Raw genomic sequence first — 16,354 nt, forward strand, 5'->3', positions numbered from 1 at the left:
CCGACGTCGCCGAACTCGTCAACAAGCTTCGCAATGAAGCGAAAGTGATCTAAGGGGAAACACCATGACCATTCTCGTCATTGCCGAACACGACCACGTCAGCCTCAAGGCCGCCACCCTCAACACCGTCGCCGCCGCCACGAAGATCGGCGGCGACATCCACGTCCTCGTCGCCGGCGCCAACTGCCAGGCCGCCGCCCAACAGGCCGCCGGCCTGCAGGGCGTCGCCCAGGTCAAGGTCGCCGACGCCGCCCACTACCAGGACCAGACCGCCGAGAACCTCACCGCCCTCGTCATCGCCCAGGCCGCCGGCTACAGCCACATCCTCGCCCCGGCCACCACCTTCGGCAAGAACCTGCTGCCCCGGGTCGCCGCCCTGCTCGACGTCGCCCAGATCTCCGAAATCACCGGCGTCGACAGCCCCGACACCTTCGTCCGCCCGATCTACGCCGGCAACGCCCTGGCCACGGTGAAAAGCGCCGACACGGTCAAGGTCATCACCGTGCGCACCACCGCCTTCGATGCGGTCGACACCGGCAACAGTGCCGCCGTCGAAGCCATCGCCGCAGCAAATGACACGGCCCAGACCACCCTGACCAACCGCGAGCTGACCAAGTCGGCGCGTCCCGAACTCGGCGCCGCCAAGATCATCGTCTCCGGCGGCCGTGGCCTGGGCAGCGGCGAGAACTACCACCAGTTGCTCGAACCGCTCGCCGACAAGCTCGGCGCCGCGCTCGGCGCATCAAGAGCCGCGGTCGATGCCGGCTTCGTCCCGAACGACTACCAGGTCGGGCAGACCGGCAAGATCGTCGCGCCGCAGCTCTACCTGGCGATCGGCATCTCGGGGGCGATCCAGCACCTGGCCGGGATGAAGGACTCGAAGGTGATCGTCGCCATCAACAAGGATCCCGACGCCCCGATCTTCCAGGTCGCCGACTATGGGCTCGTCGCCGACCTCTTTGAAACCGTGCCGCAACTGGTGAGCGCCGTCGGCTAGAATAGCCATGTGAATCTGCCGGATACACTGCTGGGCGACGGGTGGTACTGGGCGGCGTGGGTCGTCTGGGCGCCACTCTTCGCCCGCAGTCTTTTCAAGGCGCCGTGGGGCAGGCTGGGGGATTCGGGGCAGCTCAACGTCTGGCTCGGGATGATCGTGTTGCTGACCCTGGTCTGGAGCCTGCAGGCGGGGGTCAAGCCGGGCCTGTCGATGCACCTGCTCGGGGCGACAGTCTTTACCCTTAGTTTCGGTCCGTACCTCGCTTTCGTCGGGCTGTCGCTGGTGCTTCTCGCCACCAGCCTGAATGGCGGTGTCGGCCTGTTCGCCTACGCGATCAACGCGCTCCTGATGGCCGGCGTCGGCGTCCTGTTGAGCCAGACGCTGTATCGCCTGGTCGTGCGCTTCCTGCCGCGCCATTTTTTCATCTATGTCTTCGTCAATGGATTTTTCGCGGCGGCGCTGACCGTCATCGGCGTCGGTTTTGTCGCCGCGCTGCTGCTGGTTGTGGCTGGCGCATACGAATGGGACTATCTGGCAACGGAATATCTGCCTTATTTCCTCTTGCTCGGTTTCTCCGAGGCATGGCTGTCCGGCATGCTGATGACCCTGTTCGTGATCTACCGGCCGCACTGGGTGTGCACTTTTGACGATGCCAGTTATCTCGCCAATAAATAAGGGCTACAATCCTGCCAAAATCATGTCAATGGGGTGCCAGTTGGTGAGTCATTTCGCATTTCGCTTGTCCTTGATCGCCGCGTTGATTGCCCTGTCGGGCGAGGCGCTGGCGATTGGCCTGGGGGAGTTGAGGGGGAGGCCCGCGCTCGGTGACAAACCGCGGTTCGAGGTCGATATCCTCGGCGCGGCCGGCGGAGCGCTCGATCCCGCCTGCTTTCGCCTGAAACAGCCGACCGGCGACGATGGTCTTCCCTGGTTGAAGCGCGCGACCTTCAAGGTTCGCAAAGGGACGCCGCCGGTTCTCGAAATCGTCGCGGAGACGCCACTCAACGATCCGGCGCTGGCGGTTGCGGTTCACGTCGCCTGCGGCCACGATGTCGTGCGCGAATACGTGATCCTGGCTTCGCCGCCCAGCGGCCGTGCGCTGATGACCATGGAGCCGGCCAGTCCGCCTCGTACCGTGACGGAACCGTCGTTGTCGCGCGAGCGCAGCAGCCGGCCGGTTCGCGCGGCCCCGCCGCCTGCGGCAGCGCTCGTGACGGCGGGTTCGGCGCCGGCGAGCGTCAAGTCGCCGGAACCGGCCAAGGCGCCAGCCGTGGCGGAGCCGTCGGCGGCCGATCGCGCAGCCGCGGAAAAACTCAAAAGCATGGAGGCGACGGTCAACGAACTCCAGCAGCGGGCGGATCAATTGACGCAGAAACTTGATGAGGCAGCCAGCAGTCCGGCTGCCGGACAATTCGCAGCCCCGTCGGCGCCGCCGCCGGTGGCTGTGGATCAGCCGGTCAGGACGCCGGTCGCCGAGAAGGGTGGCGAGAGCACGAACTGGAGCCTCTACGGCGCCTTGGTCGGGGCATTGGTGGCGATCGCCGCCTGGCTGGGTTGGCGTGCCTACCGGCAACGCCAGGAGTTCGCCGAGGCCGAAGAACAGGATTACGAGGTGGACCCGCCGCGCCGCGGGGAACGCGCGGAGCGCGGCGGCGTCGATCTGCAGGTCGACCCGGTGGCGATGACGATGCCGATGAAGCTTGACGTCGCCGCAGTGCCTGCAACTCCGGCGGTTGAAGCGGCGCGGCCGCAGTCGCATCATGATTCGGTGATGTCGATCTCGGCTGCTACGGTCGACGAGCATTTCGAGGCCAATCCGGTAATGGAGCTGGCAGAAATCATGCTCTCGTTCGGCCGGGTGAAAGGTGCCGCCCAGGCATTGCAGGAATACATCGACGCCAACCCGCAGGAGGCGCTCAAGCCCTGGATCAGGCTGATGGATGTCTATCGCATGGCCGGCATGCGCCACGAATTCGAGAAGGTGGCCCGCGAACTGAACCGGAACTTCAACGTGGAGGTTCAGAAGTGGGAACAACTTGACGAATCCGCGAGCCACGGGACGGTCGATGTCGTACTCGATGCCGAAGCGGGCCGGCAGCGCGAGGTGGTCAGGATCGAGGGCATCGAGGGCATGCCGGCGATCACCGAGCAGGTGGTCATGCGCTGGCCGTCGGCCGAGGTCGTCGACTACCTCAACCAGTTGCTGCGCGACAACCGTGGCGGGACGCGCCTCGGCTTCTCGCTCGCGGTGGTGAGCGACATCCTGTTCCTGATCGAGTTGAAGGAAGTTTCAATCAAGATGGAAAGCGACGCGAAAGCATCATGAGCGAATATATTGCCCCGTTGCGGGACATGCGGTTTGTCATGCAGGAACTGGCCGGACTCGACCAGGTGGTTTCCCTGCCGGGTTGCGAAGAGGCGTCGCCGGACGTGGTCGACGCCATTCTGGAGGAGGCCGCCAGGTTTGCCGGCGAGGTCCTTTCGCCCCTGAATCGCGTGGGCGATACGAATGGCGCCAAGTGGCAGGACACGGTCGTCAGCACGTCGCCCGGTTTCAAGGAAGCCTATCGCCAGTTCGTCGACAACGGCTGGAACGGACTCGGCTGCGATCCGGAATTCGGCGGCCAGGGGCTGCCCCGCCTGCTGTCGACTGCGGTCAGCGAAATGTGGAAGGCCGCCAACCATGCCTTCTCGCTGTGCCCGATGTTGACCCAGGGCGCCATTGAGGCGCTGATGATCGCCGGTACCGACGAACAGAAGGCGGCCTATCTGCCCAAGCTGGTTTCCGGCGAGTGGACTGGCACGATGAACCTGACCGAGCCCTCCGCCGGGTCCGACCTCGCCGCTGTGCGCACCCGTGCCGAGCCGGTTGGCGATGGCACCTTCCGGATTTTTGGCCAGAAGATCTTCATCACCTACGGCGAGCACGACATGACGGACAACATCGTCCACCTCGTGCTGGCGCGCACGCCGAATGCGCCGGAAGGCGTCAAGGGCATCTCGCTGTTCGTCGTGCCCAAGTTCCTGCTCAAGGCCGACGGGACGCCGGGCGAACGCAACGATGCATATTGCGTTTCGATCGAACACAAGCTGGGCATCCACGGCAGCCCGACCGCGGTGCTGGCCTTCGGCGACCATGGCGGGGCGATCGGTACGCTGGTCGGCGAGGAGAATCGCGGCCTCGAATACATGTTCATCATGATGAACGCGGCCCGTTTCAACGTCGGGCTCGAAGGACTCGGTGACGCCGAACGCGCCTACCAGCGCGCCGTGACCTATGCGAGGGAACGCGTACAGGGTACCGAGGTCGGCGTCCGTGGCGGGCCGAAGGTGCCGATCATCAAGCATCCCGACGTGCGCCGCATGCTGATGTCGATGCGCGCCCGCATCGAAGCCATGCGGGCGCTCGCCTATGTCACCGCTGCGGCGCAGGACAACGCCCACGCCAACCCGGTTGAAACCGAACGCCGGAAAGGCCAGGCCTTTGCCGACCTGATGATCCCGGTGGTCAAGGGCTGGAGTACCGAGAGCGCCGTCGATATCGCCTCCCTCGGTGTCCAGGTGCATGGCGGCATGGGCTTCATTGAGGAAACCGGCGCCGCCCAGCACCTCCGCGATGCCCGCATCACCACCATTTACGAAGGCACGACGGCGATCCAGGCCAACGATCTGATCGGCCGCAAGATCGCCCGCGAGAAGGGGGCCACCATCCTCGCCGTCATCGCCGACGTGCGCGCTGCCACGGCGCAGCTCGACGGCGACCTCGCCGGGCTCGGCGCGCGCCAGTCGGTTGCGGTCGACGCCCTGGAAAGGGCGGTTTCCTGGATCGTCGCCAATTTCGCCGGCGATCCCAAGGCGGCGCATGCCGGGGCCGTGCCCTTCCTCCATCTGCTCGGCATTGTCGCCGGCGGCTGGCAGATGGGCCGGGCGGCGGTGATCGCCAGGGACAGGATCGCTGCCGGGGATGCCGATCCCTTCTGGTCGGCCAAACTGGCGACAGCGCGTTTCTTCGCCGATCATTTCCTGACTCAGGCCCCCGGCCTCGCCGAGTCCGTCGTCAATGGTGCGGCGGGCGCCCTGGAAATGGCCGACGAAAGTTTCTGAATAGCTCCCGTTTTTACCGCAAGCCCGCGATTGTTGTTATAATCGCGGGCTTTTCCACCTTGCCCCACCGCGAACGCATGGCGGGGGGTATATCCCAAAAGGAGTTTGCATGCGCCATTACGAAATCGTCTTTATCGTCCATCCGGACCAAAGCGAGCAGGTGCCCGGCATGGTCGAGCGCTATCGCACCATCGTCACCGCCAAGGGCGGTGCGATTCATCGCCTGGAAGACTGGGGTCGCCGCCAGCTGGCCTACCCGATCCAGAAGATCCACAAGGCTCACTACGTCATGATGAACATCGAGTGCGACGGCGAAACGCTGAACGAACTCGAGCACTCGTTCAAGTTCAACGACGCCGTGTTGCGTCACCTCACCGTCAAGATGAAGGCGGCCGTGACGACTCCCTCGCCGATGATGAAGGAAGAGAAGTCCAAGTCCCTGATGGGTGGTGACGTCACTGCCGCGCCGGCCGAACCGGCCGCTGCTGCCTAATACATATTCGTACGGGAACTGACGGCTGAACTGCATCGAACTCTCCGGTCGATTGGTCGAGCGCAAGGTGTTGCGCTACACCCCGGCCGGCGTACCGGTCAGTGAAGGGCGCTTGCAACACGGCTCGACACAGATTGAAGGCGGTGCAGAGCGCCTGGTGGAAGTGGAAATCGCTGTACTGGCCCTGGGCGAACCCGCCCGCTGGCTGCAGGCAGCCCCCCTCGGCGGGGTCGTCAAAGCGACGGGATTTCTGGCTGCCAAAGGCCACAACAGCAAGATGCCCGTACTGCACGTGAATTCAATAGAATTTTTGGAAGGAAACGAAAATGGCTCGATTCTTCAAGAAGAAGGATGACGACAAGAAAAAGAAGCGTGGCGGTGGTCTCTTCAAGCGCCGCAAGTTCTGCCGCTTCACGGCGGAAAAGGTCGAACAGATCGACTACAAGGACGTGGATGTCCTGAAGGAATTCATCCAGGAAAACGCCAAGATCATGCCGGCCCGTCTGACCGGCACCAAGGCCGGCTACCAGCGCCAGCTGGGCACCGCCATCAAGCGCGCCCGCTTCCTGGCCCTGCTGCCCTACACCGACAACCATCAGTAAGCGAGGAGACGAAACATGCAAATCATTCTGCTCGAAAAGGTGGTCAACCTCGGCAACCTCGGCGATATCGTCAAGGTCAAGGACGGCTACGCCCGCAACTTCCTGATCCCGAAGCGCATGGCCAAGCGTGCCACGCCGGCTGCCATGGCTGAATTCGAGGCGCGTCGCGTCGAACTCGAAAAGGTTGCCGCCGAGAAGCTGGCCGCCGCCCAAGGCGTTGCCGACAAGATGGCCGGTCTGTCCGTTTCCGTCGCCCGCAAGGCCGGCATGGACGGTCGTCTGTTCGGCTCGGTCGGCAACGCCGACATCGCCGAGGCGCTGAAGGCTGCAGGCTTCGATGTCGACAAGGCATCCATCCGCATGCCGGAAGGCCCGCTCAAGGCGATCGGCGAGTTTCCGCTCGACGTGGCGCTGCACACCGACGTGCTGGCCAGCATCACCGTGGCTGTCGTCGCCGAGTAATTCCGGTCCAGCCCCACGCCAGAAGGCCTCGCAGTTGCGGGGCCTTTTTACTTTAAACTTGGCCCCATGAACCAGCGCCCACAGAAGCCCCGCATCGCCGATTCCACCCTCGACCAATTGCGGGTTCCGCCGCATTCGATCGAAGCCGAGCAGTCAATCCTCGGCGGTCTGATGCTCGACAACCAGTCGTGGGACCGTATGGGCGACCTGGTCACCGACAACGACTTCTACCGCGACGAACATCGGCGCATTTTCCGCCAGATTCGCAACCTGCTGGAACGCGCCAAGCCGGCCGACGTCGTCACCGTGGCCGAGGCGCTGGATGCGGCCGGGGAGGGCGACCAGACCGGCGGCCTGGCCTACCTCGGCGAACTGGCGGCCAATACCCCGTCGTCGGCCAACATCCGGCGCTATGCCGAGATCGTGCGCGAGCGGGCGGTGTTGCGCCAGCTCGTGGCGACGGCCGACGAAATTGCGGCCGATGCGCTCAATCCGCTCGGTCGTGACGCCGAGACGCTGCTCGACGAAGCCGAGTCGAAGATATTCAAGATCGCCGAAGCGGGCGCTGGCCACAACGAGGGCTTCGTCCACATCAATCCGCTGCTGACGCAGGTCGTCGAGCGGATACAGGAACTGCACGACCGCGACAATCCCTCCGACATCACCGGCGTGCCGACGGGCTTCGTCGATCTCGACCAGAAGACCTCCGGCTTCCAGCCGGGCGACCTGATCATCGTTGCCGGCCGCCCGTCGATGGGTAAGACCGCGTTCGCGCTGAACATCGCCGAGAACGTCGCGGTGGACGCCGGCCTGCCGGTCGGCGTCTTTTCGATGGAAATGGGCGGCACGCAGTTGGCGATGCGGATGCTGGCGTCGATCGGTCGGCTCGACTCGCACCGGGTGCGTACCGGCCGCCTCAACGACGACGAGTGGTCGCGACTGTCGTTCGCGCTCGGCAAACTGCACGAGGCGCCGATCTACATCGACGAGACCGGTGGCCTTTCGCCAGCCAACCTGCGCGCCCGCGCCCGGCGTCTGGCACGCCAGTACGGCGGCAAGCTCGGCCTGCTGGTGATCGATTATATCCAGCTGATGAGCGGCAACCGGCAGGGGGAGAACCGGGCGACGGAAGTGTCGGAGATTTCGCGCTCGATCAAGTCGCTGGCCAAGGAACTGCAGGTGCCGATCGTCGCCTTGTCGCAGCTGTCACGGAAAGTGGAAGAGCGCAACGACAAGCGGCCGATGATGTCGGACCTGCGCGAATCCGGCGCTATCGAGCAGGACGCCGACGTGATCCTGATGATGTACCGCGAGGAGTATTACAAGCCGGATACGCCGGACAAGGGCGTCGCCGAGGTCATCATCGGCAAGCAGCGTAACGGCCCGACGGGTACCGTCAGGCTGGCATTCCTCGGCGAATATACCCGCTTCGAAAGCCTCGCCGGGGGCGGTGCTGGCGGGCGATCCGACTACTGATCGCCGCCGGGGCGCCGGCTACAGTTCGACGCGGCGGGAACTGATGGTGAATTCGAAGCTTGCCGGGTTGGTGCCGTCCCGCTTGCCTTCGCGCGATTCCAGCTGCGGCAGCAGCAGGAACGGCAAGGCGCTTTGGCGGCCAGGCAGGGCGACGTCGGTGCCGACGTTGAAGGCGATCCAGTTCATCTCCCAGACGCCGAACAGAACCTTCTTCAGGGAGAGCAGCTTGCTGTCCCGGTCGGACAGCCCTTCCATGGCGATCGCGCGCCGGACATCGCTGGGGTCGACGGGAATCCAGCCGAAACCCGGAACGTAGAATTCCGCCCGGACATGCTGCGCCCGTGTCGCATCGTCGCTGATCAGGCCCAGGCTGCGGAAAAGACGCGACGGACCGACGCGCAGCCCGAAGACGCAGCGCGCCGGGATGCCGATGGCGCGGCAGATCGCCACGAAGAGGCCGTTGATGTCGGCCGAGCGGCCGCCATACTGGCCGCGGATCAGCTGCTGGCGCACATCCCCGGTGCCGCAGCCGGCCAGCGACGGATCGTACACTGCATTCTCGGCCACCCAATCGTAAATGGCTTTCCCCTGGGCGACCGGATCCTTGATCCGGCCGACGATCCGCTCGCCCAGTTGATGGGCCAGGCCGTCGTTGGGAAGCAGCTGCGAGGCCTGCAGGTTGCGGCGGAGAATGTCTTCGCGTTCCGGCGCCACGGTACGTTTGGCGACGTCGAAGTGGCGATCGGCCGTGGTCACCAGCGTCTTGATCTGGAGCTTGCCGTTGCTGCCGTCGGACCACTCCGAATGGAATACCTCGAGATCGCCATCGGGCAGGCGACGCATGCTCGACAACTCGGGATTGCCGTTCCAGCTATGGCCGAGCGTGCGCTGGAAGAGGGTGTCCTGGTTGAGAGGCAGCGGGAGCCACAGACGCGTCTGGCCGCCGACGTCTTTCAGCTTGACGGTGGTGACGATCTCGTGGGTGCGCCAGTCTGCCGGTGGTTCGGGGGCCTTGACCGGCGGCAGGCGGGTGGCGGAAGTGCCTTGCGGCGGTTTCTCGATGATTGGGTCTTCGGCGGTGTGCGTGACCGTCCCATGCGATTGCGTCGCCGCCGAGGCCGTTGGCTTGGCGTTTCTGCGGCCGGTCGACGGCTTGCTGGATGCGGGCTTGGCGGCCGGCTTCGATGTTGGCTTGGCTTCCGTCTTTTTCTTGGCGGCCAGGGCTTCGGCGGAAAACAGGGAAAGGGCGGCGGCAGAAGCTAGAAAATCTCGGCGTTTCAATGGTTCCTCCGGCGGAGACAGCCCGTGGCTGAAACGAAAAGGCCGTGTCGCGCTGACACGGCCCCTTTAATTGTTAAAATGAATTATAACACTTCGGCTGCATGGTCGGCCAAGCGGGAGCGCTCGCCGCGTTGTAACGTAATGTGACCGGAATGCGGCCAGCCCTTGAAGCGGTCGACGACGTAGGTCAGGCCGGAACTGCCTTCGGTCAGGTAGGGGGTGTCGATCTGCGCGATGTTGCCGAGGCAGACCACCTTGGTGCCCGGGCCGGCGCGCGTGACCAGCGTCTTCATCTGCTTTGGCGTCAGGTTCTGGGCTTCGTCTATGATCAGGTATTTCTTCAGGAAGGTGCGGCCGCGCATGAAATTGAGGGACTTGACCTTGATCCGCGAACGGATGATGTCGTGGGTGGCCGCCTTGCCCCACTCGCCGCCGTAGGGACCGCTGCCTTCGTCGATGTGGGTCAGGACGTCGAGGTTGTCCTCGAGTGCGCCCATCCACGGCGCCATCTTCTCCTCCTCGGTGCCGGGCAGGAAGCCGATGTCCTCGCCGACCGGTACCGTCACGCGCGTCATGATGATTTCGGCGAACAGCTTGCTTTCGAGCACCTGGGTCAGCCCCGCCGCCAGCGTCAGCAGCGTCTTGCCCGTCCCGGCCTGGCCGAGCAGGGTGACGAAGTCGATTTCCGGGTTCATCAGCAGGTTCAGCGCGAAGTTTTGTTCGCGGTTGCGGGCGGTAATGCCCCAGACGGCGTTTTTCGGGTGCGTGTAGTCGATCAGGGTTTCCAGGACGGCGGTCTTGCCGGAGGCTTCCCTGACGATGGCGGAGAAGCCGTCGCCCTCCAGCCAGACGAACTCGTTGACCAGCATCTGAGGGCAGAGCGGCCCGGTGACCTTGTAGTAGGTCTTGCTTTCCTTCTTCCACGACTCCATGCCCTTGCCGTGCTTTTCCCAGAAATTGTCGGGCAGGGCGCGGGTGCCGGTGTACAGGATGTCGGTATCCTCCAGCACCTTGTCGTTGAAGTAGTCCTCGGCCAGCAGGTTGAGGGCGCGCGACTTGATGCGCATGTTGATGTCTTTCGACACCAGGATGACCGGGCGCTTGGGAAATTTTTTCTGCAGGTGGATGACCACCGACAGGATCTGGTTATCCACTTTGGACGTCGGCAGCCCTTGCGGCAGTTCGCCGCTGATCGCCTCGGTCTGCAGGTAGAGGCGGCCGCTCGCCAGTTTGGCCGAAGGGCCGTAGAGATCGATGCCCTCGTCGATATCGACGCCGTCGTGCGCCAGCATCTCGTCCAGCATGCGCGACGCCTGGCGGGCGTTGCGGGCGATTTCCGACATGCCCTTCTTGTTGTTGTCGAGTTCTTCCAGCGTCATGATCGGCAGGAAGATGTCGTGCTCCTCGAAGCGGAACAGGCAGCTCGGGTCGTGCATCAGCACGTTGGTGTCGAGGACGAAAATCTTGGTAACGGCGGGCTTCTTGGCGGCTGCGGGCTTGCGCGGCATGAAATGGGCCTTTGGCTGGGTTTGGGGAAGAAATTACAGGGTGGCGACGAAATCCAGGACTTCCTGGGCATGGCCCGGTACCTTGACCCCGCGCCACTCGCGGCGCAGGACGCCGTTGCGGTCGATGACGAAGGTGCTGCGTTCGATGCCGCGGACCTGTTTCCCATACATGTTTTTCATTTTCATGACCGAGAACAGGCTGCAGACGGCTTCGTCGGCATCCGAGCCGAGTTCGAAAGGCAGCGCCTGCTTGGCTTTGAAGTTTTCGTGCGATTTCACGCTGTCCCTGGAAATGCCGAGAATTACGGCGTCGACCGCAGCGAAGCGGTCAAAAAGGTCGCGGAACTGCTGCGCCTCGGTGGTGCAGCCGGGCGTGCTGTCCTTGGGGTAGAAATAGATGACGACGACCTTGCCGGACTGCGCCGCCAGGGAGAATTGCTGGCCGCCGGTGGCCGGCAGCGTGAACTCGGGGATTTTCGTGTCGAGCATGGGGTTGCCTTCCTGTCGCTGGTTTTCGGGCATTGTGGGCAATGGGCAGGGATGCGGTCAAGTTGTTACACTTCACCCCATGCGGAAAACCCTGATCCGATTCGCGCTCGTCGTCCTGCTCGCCGGTTGCGGCCAGGCATGGAACGATCCCTACCCGGCGGCCGATGCCGAACACAACGTTCTCTACGCCGCCTTCACCGACCGCCCCAAGCATCTCGACCCGGCGCAGTCCTATACCGAGGATGAAATCACCTTCACCGGCCAGATCTACGAGCCGCCGCTGCAGTATCACTACCTGAAGCGGCCGTATACGCTGATTCCCGCCACCCTGGAGCAGGTGCCGCAGCCACGCTTCCTCGATACCCAAGGCCGCGAACTCGCGGCCGACGCGCCGCTCGACTCGATTGCCGAGAGCGTCTATGAGCTGCATCTGCAGCCCGGGATCCGCTATCAGCCGCATCCTGCCTTCGCGCTGGACGAGCGCGGTCAACCGTTGTACCTAGGCAAAAACGTGGCTGACGGGCGGCAGAAGATTGCCGATTTCCCACACACCGGCACGCGCGAACTGACGGCCGACGACTATATCTACCAGATGAAGCGGCTCGCCCACCCGCGCCTGCATTCGCCAATTTTCGGCATGATGGCGGACAAGATCGTCGGGCTCAAGGAACTCGGCGAAGCCTTGCAGAGCGCGGTGCGCGAGGTGCCGGCGGATGGTTGGCTGGATCTTGACGCCTATCCGTTGGCAGGGGTCGAAAAGGTCGATGCCCACACCTGGCGCATCCGCATCAAGGGCAAGTATCCACAGTTCCTGTTCTGGCTGGCGATGCCGTTCTTCGCCCCGGTGCCGCGCGAGGTGGATCGCTTCTACGCCCAGCCGGGCATGGCGGCCAAGAACCTGACGCTCGACTGGTGGCCGGTCGGCACCGGCGCGTTCATGCTGAGCGAGAACGATCCGAACCGCCGCATGGTGCTCTCGCGCAACCCCAATTTCGGCGGTCGCCAGACCTATCCCTGCGAAGGCGAGGCGGGCGACCGCGAGGCCGGACTGCTCGACGACTGCGGCAAGCCGCTGCCCCTCGTCGAGCAGGCGGTCTTTACCCGTGAGAAGGAGGCGATTCCCTACTGGAACAAATTCCTGCAGGGCTATTACGACGCCTCGGGAATCTCGTCCGACAGTTTCGACCAGGCGGTGCGCGTCAATGTCGGCGGCGACGTGACGCTGACCGACGAAATGCGCGAGAAGGGCATCCGCCTGCTGACCTCGGTCAAGACGTCGACCTTCTACATGGGCTTCAACATGCTCGACCCGGTGGTCGGCGGGCTGAGCGAGCGGGCCACCCGGCTCCGCCAGGCGATTTCGATCGCCGTCGATCAGGAGGAGTACATCTCGATCTTCCAGAACGGCCGCGGCATCGCCGCCCAGAGCCCGCTGCCGCCAGGGATTTTCGGTTACGAGGGCGGCGAGGCGGGGCTCAATTCCGTGGTCTACGACTGGGTCGATGGCCAGCCGCGGCGCAAGCCGGTCGAGGTGGCGAAACGTTTGATGATCGAGGCGGGCTATCCGAACGGGCGCGACGAGAAGACCGGCGAGCCGCTGGTCGTCAATCTCGATACCACCGGCGGCGGCATGGGCGAAAAATCGCGGCTCGACTGGCTGACCCGGCAGTTCGCCAAGATCGACGTGCAACTGGTGATTCGTTCGACCGATTTCAACCGCTTCCAGGACAAGCTGCGCAAGGGCAATGTCCAGCTCTATTACCTCGGCTGGAACGCCGACTACCCGGACCCGGAGAACTTCTTCTTCCTGCTCGACGGCAACGAAAGCAAGGTAGCCCGCGGCGGCGAGAACGCCTCCAATTACGCCAATCCCGAATTCGACCGCCTGTTCGCGCAGATGAAGAACATGGACAACACGCCGGAACGCCTGCAGATCGTCCGCCGGATGAACGGCATCCTGCACCATGACGCGCCGTGGAACTTCGGGTTGCACCCCAAAAGCTACACCCTTGGCCATCGTTGGCTGAAGAACCGGAAACCCAACGATGTCGGCAACAACATCCTGAAATATCAGCGCATCGACGCGGTCGACCGCGCCAATGCCCGCCGCGAGTGGAACCGGCCGGTGCTGTGGCCGCTCGGGCTGGGCCTGGCGGTCTTCGTGCTGGCGCTCGTTCCGGCCTTCGTCGGCTACCGGCGCCGCGAGCGGCGGGCCGCGGTCAGGTGAGTCTGGCGCCGCGCCAGCGGGCGCTGGATGCCGTGCTGGCGGCCTTCCGGCCGCTCTGGCATGCCCAGCCCTTCCGCGAGATCCGCCCGGACTGGTGCATGGATTGGCCGGCGCTGACCGCCGAACTCCTCGCTCTCGACGATGCCGAGCAAGTGCACCTTGCCGACGATGGCGAAGCAGCGGCGAACTTTGTCGCCCGCCATATCGGCGATCTCGCCGCGCTGCCCGAGCTTGCGCGCGTTGCCGACTGCGCCGTGCAGTCGCTGCCGGATCTCGGCCCGTTCTGGGCGTGGGAAATTCCCGGCCGCAAGCGGGCGCAGATCGAGACCTTCGCCGCCAGCGCCGCCCGCAGCGGCCGGCAGGTCGTAGACTGGTGCGGCGGCAAGGGCCACCTCGGACGCCTGCTTGCACGCTACTGGCTGGTGGGCGTGACGACGCTGGAGATCGATCGTGCACTGTGTGCCGATGGCATGCATCTGGCCCGGCGCGCCGGGGTCGAACAGGATTTCGTTGCGGCCGACGTGCTGCAGCCGGAACTGCCGCTGGCGGCGGGCGGCCACGCGGTGGCGCTGCACGCCTGCGGCCACCTGCATCGCTCGCTGGTCGGGCGGGCTGCCGGCAGCGGTATGGTCGCTCTCGACGTGGCGCCCTGTTGCTACTACCGCGGGCTGTCCGGCGATTATCAGCCGTTGTCGGGCGCGTTGCGGACGCGCGTGACAGCGGACGACGCCCGGCTCGCGGTCACCGAGTCGGTCACCGCGGCGCCACGGCGCCTGCGCCAGCGGGATCGCGAAATGGCCTGGAAGCTGGGCTTCGACGCCTGGCGGCGCGCGGTGGATGAAACGGACGAATACCGCAGCTTCAAGCCGGTGCCAGCAGCTTGGATGCGCGGCAGTTTCACCGATTTCATGGCGCTGATGGCGCAGCGCGAGCGGCTTGCGCTGCCCGGAGTCCGGCAGATGGGGGAACTGGAGCGGCGCGGCTGGCAACGCCAGCGGGAAGTGATGCGGCTGTCCATCGTCCGCCAGGCCTTCCGTCGCCCGCTCGAAATCTGGCTGGCGCTCGACCTGGCGGTCCGTCTGGAAAACGATGGCTATGCGGTCAATCTCGGCCGCTTTTGCGAACGTCGCCTGACTCCGCGCAACCTGCTCATCTCGGCGCGCCTGAACTGAGCAGGTAGTCGGCGAGGGCGGCCGGATGGTCGGCGATGAAATCGGCCCCCCAGGTGTGCACCGGACCGCCGTCGCCGAGGTAGCCGTAGGAGACCGCCGCGGTCCGCGTGCCGGCAGCCTGGCCGGCGACGATGTCGCGCCGGTCGTCGCCGACATAAAGCGCGCGTTGGGGGACGCAGCGGAGGATTTTGCAGGCGTGCAGGATGGGCAGCGGCGACGGCTTGGCTTCGGCGGTGGTATCGCCGCTGACCACGCAACGGGTGCGCGGCGTCAGTCCGAGGGCGGCGACCAGCGGATCGGTGTAGCGCGCCCGCTTGTTGGTGACGATGCCCCAGGCGATGCCGCGTGCCTCCAGCGTGTCGAGTAGTTCGGGGATGCCGTCGAAGAGACGGGACATTTCGCACAACTGGCCGGCGTAGATTTCAAGGAAGCGGGCGGCCAGCCGATCGTAGTCGGTGTGCGAACTGTCGATCCCGAACCCCTTGCCGAGCAGTCCGCGCACCCCCTGGGAGGTATGGGGGCGGAGCCTGGCGAAGGGCTGCTGCGGTCGACCTTCCTCGGCGAGCAAAATATTGACGGTGCCGCAGAGGTCGGGGGCCGTATCCGCCAGCGTGCCGTCGAGGTCGAACAGGACCGCCTCAAACATTGCGCGTCGCGCGTACCAGGTAATTGACGTCGGTGTCGCGCCCCAGCGCGTAGTGCCCGGTCAGGGGGTTGTAGGTCATGCCAACCAGTTCGTCCGGCTCCAGGCCAGACTGCTTGCACCAGCGGGTCAGTTCGGAGGGCTTGATGAACTTGGCGAAATCGTGGGTGCCCTTGGGCAGCATCTGCAGCAGGTATTCGGCACCGATGACCGCGAACAGATAGGCTTTCGGATTGCGGTTGATGGTCGAGAAAAAGACCTGGCCGCCCGGCTTCACGAGGCGCGCGCAGGAATCCACGATGCTCGCCGGATCGGGCACATGCTCGAGCATTTCGAGGCAGGTCACGATGTCGAAACTGCCGGGCATTTCAGCTGCCAGCTGTTCCACGGCGACCTTGCGGTAATCGACCTGCTGCCCGCTTTCCAGCAGATGCAGCCGGGCAACGCCGAGCGGTTTCTCGGAGAGGTCGATGCCGGTGACCTCGGCCCCACGGACCGCCATGCCTTCCGACAGCAGGCCGCCGCCGCAGCCGACATCGAGGACGCGCTTGCCGCGCAGGCCGACGGCGTCGTCGATCCAGTCCAGTCGCAGCGGATTGATGTCGTGCAGCGGCTTGAACTCGCTGTTCGGATCCCACCAGCGGTGGGCGAGTTCGCCGAACTTGTCCAGTTCGGCGGGGTCGGCGTTGAGCATGATGTGGCCTGAAGAATTATGTTGCAGGTTGAAATAGAAAAAGCCCTGCCGAGGCAGGGCTTTTCATTGAAGCGCGGAAGCTTACTTGGTGCCGATGATTTCGATGTCGGCACGACGATCCGGCTGCAGGCACTCGATCAGGGCCTTGGTCTTGGCATTGCCCTTGCACTTGTCGCCGGTCACCGGCTGGGTCTTGCCCTTGCCTT

Annotated in this window: 16 protein-coding genes and 1 pseudogene; 11 read left to right on the plus strand and 6 right to left on the minus strand. The window is 64.6% G+C overall.

What is annotated here, in order from left to right:
- Positions 1-64: 64 nt before the first annotated feature.
- The 9 genes from GH660_RS17460 (at position 65) to dnaB (ending at position 8,134) form a co-directional block, all read left to right on the plus strand.
- Positions 65-997 (plus strand): electron transfer flavoprotein subunit alpha/FixB family protein, encoded by a 933-nt coding sequence (locus GH660_RS17460; protein ID WP_153148044.1) that lies wholly within the window; start codon positions 65-67, stop codon positions 995-997.
- 9 nt (positions 998-1,006) lie between these two features.
- Complete coding sequence (locus GH660_RS17465; protein WP_153148045.1) at positions 1,007-1,672, plus strand: energy-coupling factor ABC transporter permease; 666 nt, start codon at positions 1,007-1,009, stop codon at positions 1,670-1,672.
- A gap of 64 nt (positions 1,673-1,736) precedes the next feature.
- A complete protein-coding gene (locus GH660_RS17470) occupies positions 1,737-3,323 on the plus strand; it encodes a FimV family protein (RefSeq protein WP_153148046.1) in 1,587 nt (528 codons plus the stop codon).
- The gene (locus GH660_RS17475) at positions 3,320-5,101 is read left to right on the plus strand and encodes an acyl-CoA dehydrogenase (RefSeq protein WP_153148047.1); all 1,782 of its coding nucleotides are present in this window, start codon (positions 3,320-3,322) and stop codon (positions 5,099-5,101) included. The genes GH660_RS17470 and GH660_RS17475 overlap by 4 nt, the downstream gene beginning before the upstream one ends.
- 109 nt (positions 5,102-5,210) lie before the next feature.
- Positions 5,211-5,594, plus strand: a complete 384-nt coding sequence (gene rpsF, locus GH660_RS17480) for a 30S ribosomal protein S6 (RefSeq protein ID WP_153148048.1) — start codon at positions 5,211-5,213, stop codon at positions 5,592-5,594.
- 34 nt (positions 5,595-5,628) lie between these two features.
- Positions 5,629-5,949 (plus strand): primosomal replication protein N, encoded by a 321-nt coding sequence (gene priB, locus GH660_RS17485; protein ID WP_194266356.1) that lies wholly within the window; start codon positions 5,629-5,631, stop codon positions 5,947-5,949.
- Complete coding sequence (gene rpsR / locus GH660_RS17490; protein ID WP_153148050.1) at positions 5,921-6,196, plus strand: 30S ribosomal protein S18; 276 nt, start codon at positions 5,921-5,923, stop codon at positions 6,194-6,196. The genes priB and rpsR overlap by 29 nt, the downstream gene beginning before the upstream one ends.
- Positions 6,197-6,211: 15 nt before the next feature.
- Positions 6,212-6,658 carry a 50S ribosomal protein L9 gene (rplI, locus tag GH660_RS17495; RefSeq protein ID WP_153148051.1) on the plus strand — a complete coding sequence of 149 codons (447 nt, stop codon included), beginning with the start codon at positions 6,212-6,214 and terminating at the stop codon, positions 6,656-6,658.
- Positions 6,659-6,724: 66 nt separating this feature from the next.
- Positions 6,725-8,134, plus strand: coding sequence for a replicative DNA helicase (gene dnaB / locus GH660_RS17500; RefSeq protein WP_153148052.1), 1,410 nt, complete (start codon positions 6,725-6,727; stop codon positions 8,132-8,134).
- Between the two features lie 18 nt (positions 8,135-8,152).
- Here the strand turns inward: dnaB and GH660_RS17505 are convergent, their stop codons facing one another.
- The 3 genes from GH660_RS17505 to GH660_RS17515 all read right to left on the minus strand — a co-directional run bounded on the left by GH660_RS17505 (position 8,153) and on the right by GH660_RS17515 (position 11,412).
- Complete coding sequence (locus GH660_RS17505; protein ID WP_153148053.1) at positions 8,153-9,415, minus strand: transglutaminase-like domain-containing protein; 1,263 nt, start codon at positions 9,413-9,415, stop codon at positions 8,153-8,155.
- Between the two features lie 83 nt (positions 9,416-9,498).
- On the minus strand, positions 9,499-10,923 hold the full coding sequence (locus tag GH660_RS17510) for a PhoH family protein (RefSeq protein WP_153148054.1): 1,425 nt from the start codon (positions 10,921-10,923) through the stop codon (positions 9,499-9,501).
- Positions 10,924-10,956: 33 nt separating this feature from the next.
- Positions 10,957-11,412, minus strand: a complete 456-nt coding sequence (locus GH660_RS17515) for a peroxiredoxin (RefSeq protein ID WP_153148055.1) — start codon at positions 11,410-11,412, stop codon at positions 10,957-10,959.
- Positions 11,413-11,491: 79 nt separating this feature from the next.
- Between GH660_RS17515 and GH660_RS17520 the strand changes: the two genes are divergently transcribed.
- Both GH660_RS17520 and GH660_RS17525 read left to right on the plus strand, forming a co-directional pair.
- Positions 11,492-13,639, plus strand: coding sequence for an ABC transporter substrate-binding protein (locus tag GH660_RS17520; RefSeq protein WP_153148056.1), 2,148 nt, complete (start codon positions 11,492-11,494; stop codon positions 13,637-13,639).
- Positions 13,636-14,811 (plus strand): methyltransferase, encoded by a 1,176-nt coding sequence (locus GH660_RS17525; protein WP_228276549.1) that lies wholly within the window; start codon positions 13,636-13,638, stop codon positions 14,809-14,811. Before GH660_RS17520 ends, GH660_RS17525 begins: the two co-directional genes overlap by 4 nt.
- On the opposite strand, the gene GH660_RS17530 is transcribed toward GH660_RS17525, so the two are convergent.
- The 3 genes and pseudogenes from GH660_RS17530 to GH660_RS17935 all read right to left on the minus strand — a co-directional run.
- Complete coding sequence (locus tag GH660_RS17530; protein ID WP_153148057.1) at positions 14,789-15,457, minus strand: HAD family hydrolase; 669 nt, start codon at positions 15,455-15,457, stop codon at positions 14,789-14,791. The two genes, GH660_RS17525 and GH660_RS17530, sit on opposite strands and share 23 nt — an antisense overlap.
- Entirely contained in the window at positions 15,450-16,148 is a 699-nt protein-coding gene (gene ubiG, locus GH660_RS17535; protein ID WP_153148058.1) for a bifunctional 2-polyprenyl-6-hydroxyphenol methylase/3-demethylubiquinol 3-O-methyltransferase UbiG, read from the minus strand. The genes GH660_RS17530 and ubiG overlap by 8 nt, the downstream gene beginning before the upstream one ends.
- 81 nt (positions 16,149-16,229) lie before the next feature.
- Positions 16,230-16,354: pseudogene (locus tag GH660_RS17935) on the minus strand (OmpA family protein); the annotation flags it as partial.

It is taken from the genome of Dechloromonas sp. H13 (assembly GCF_009469615.1).
Classification (GTDB): Bacteria; Pseudomonadota; Gammaproteobacteria; order Burkholderiales; family Rhodocyclaceae; genus Azonexus.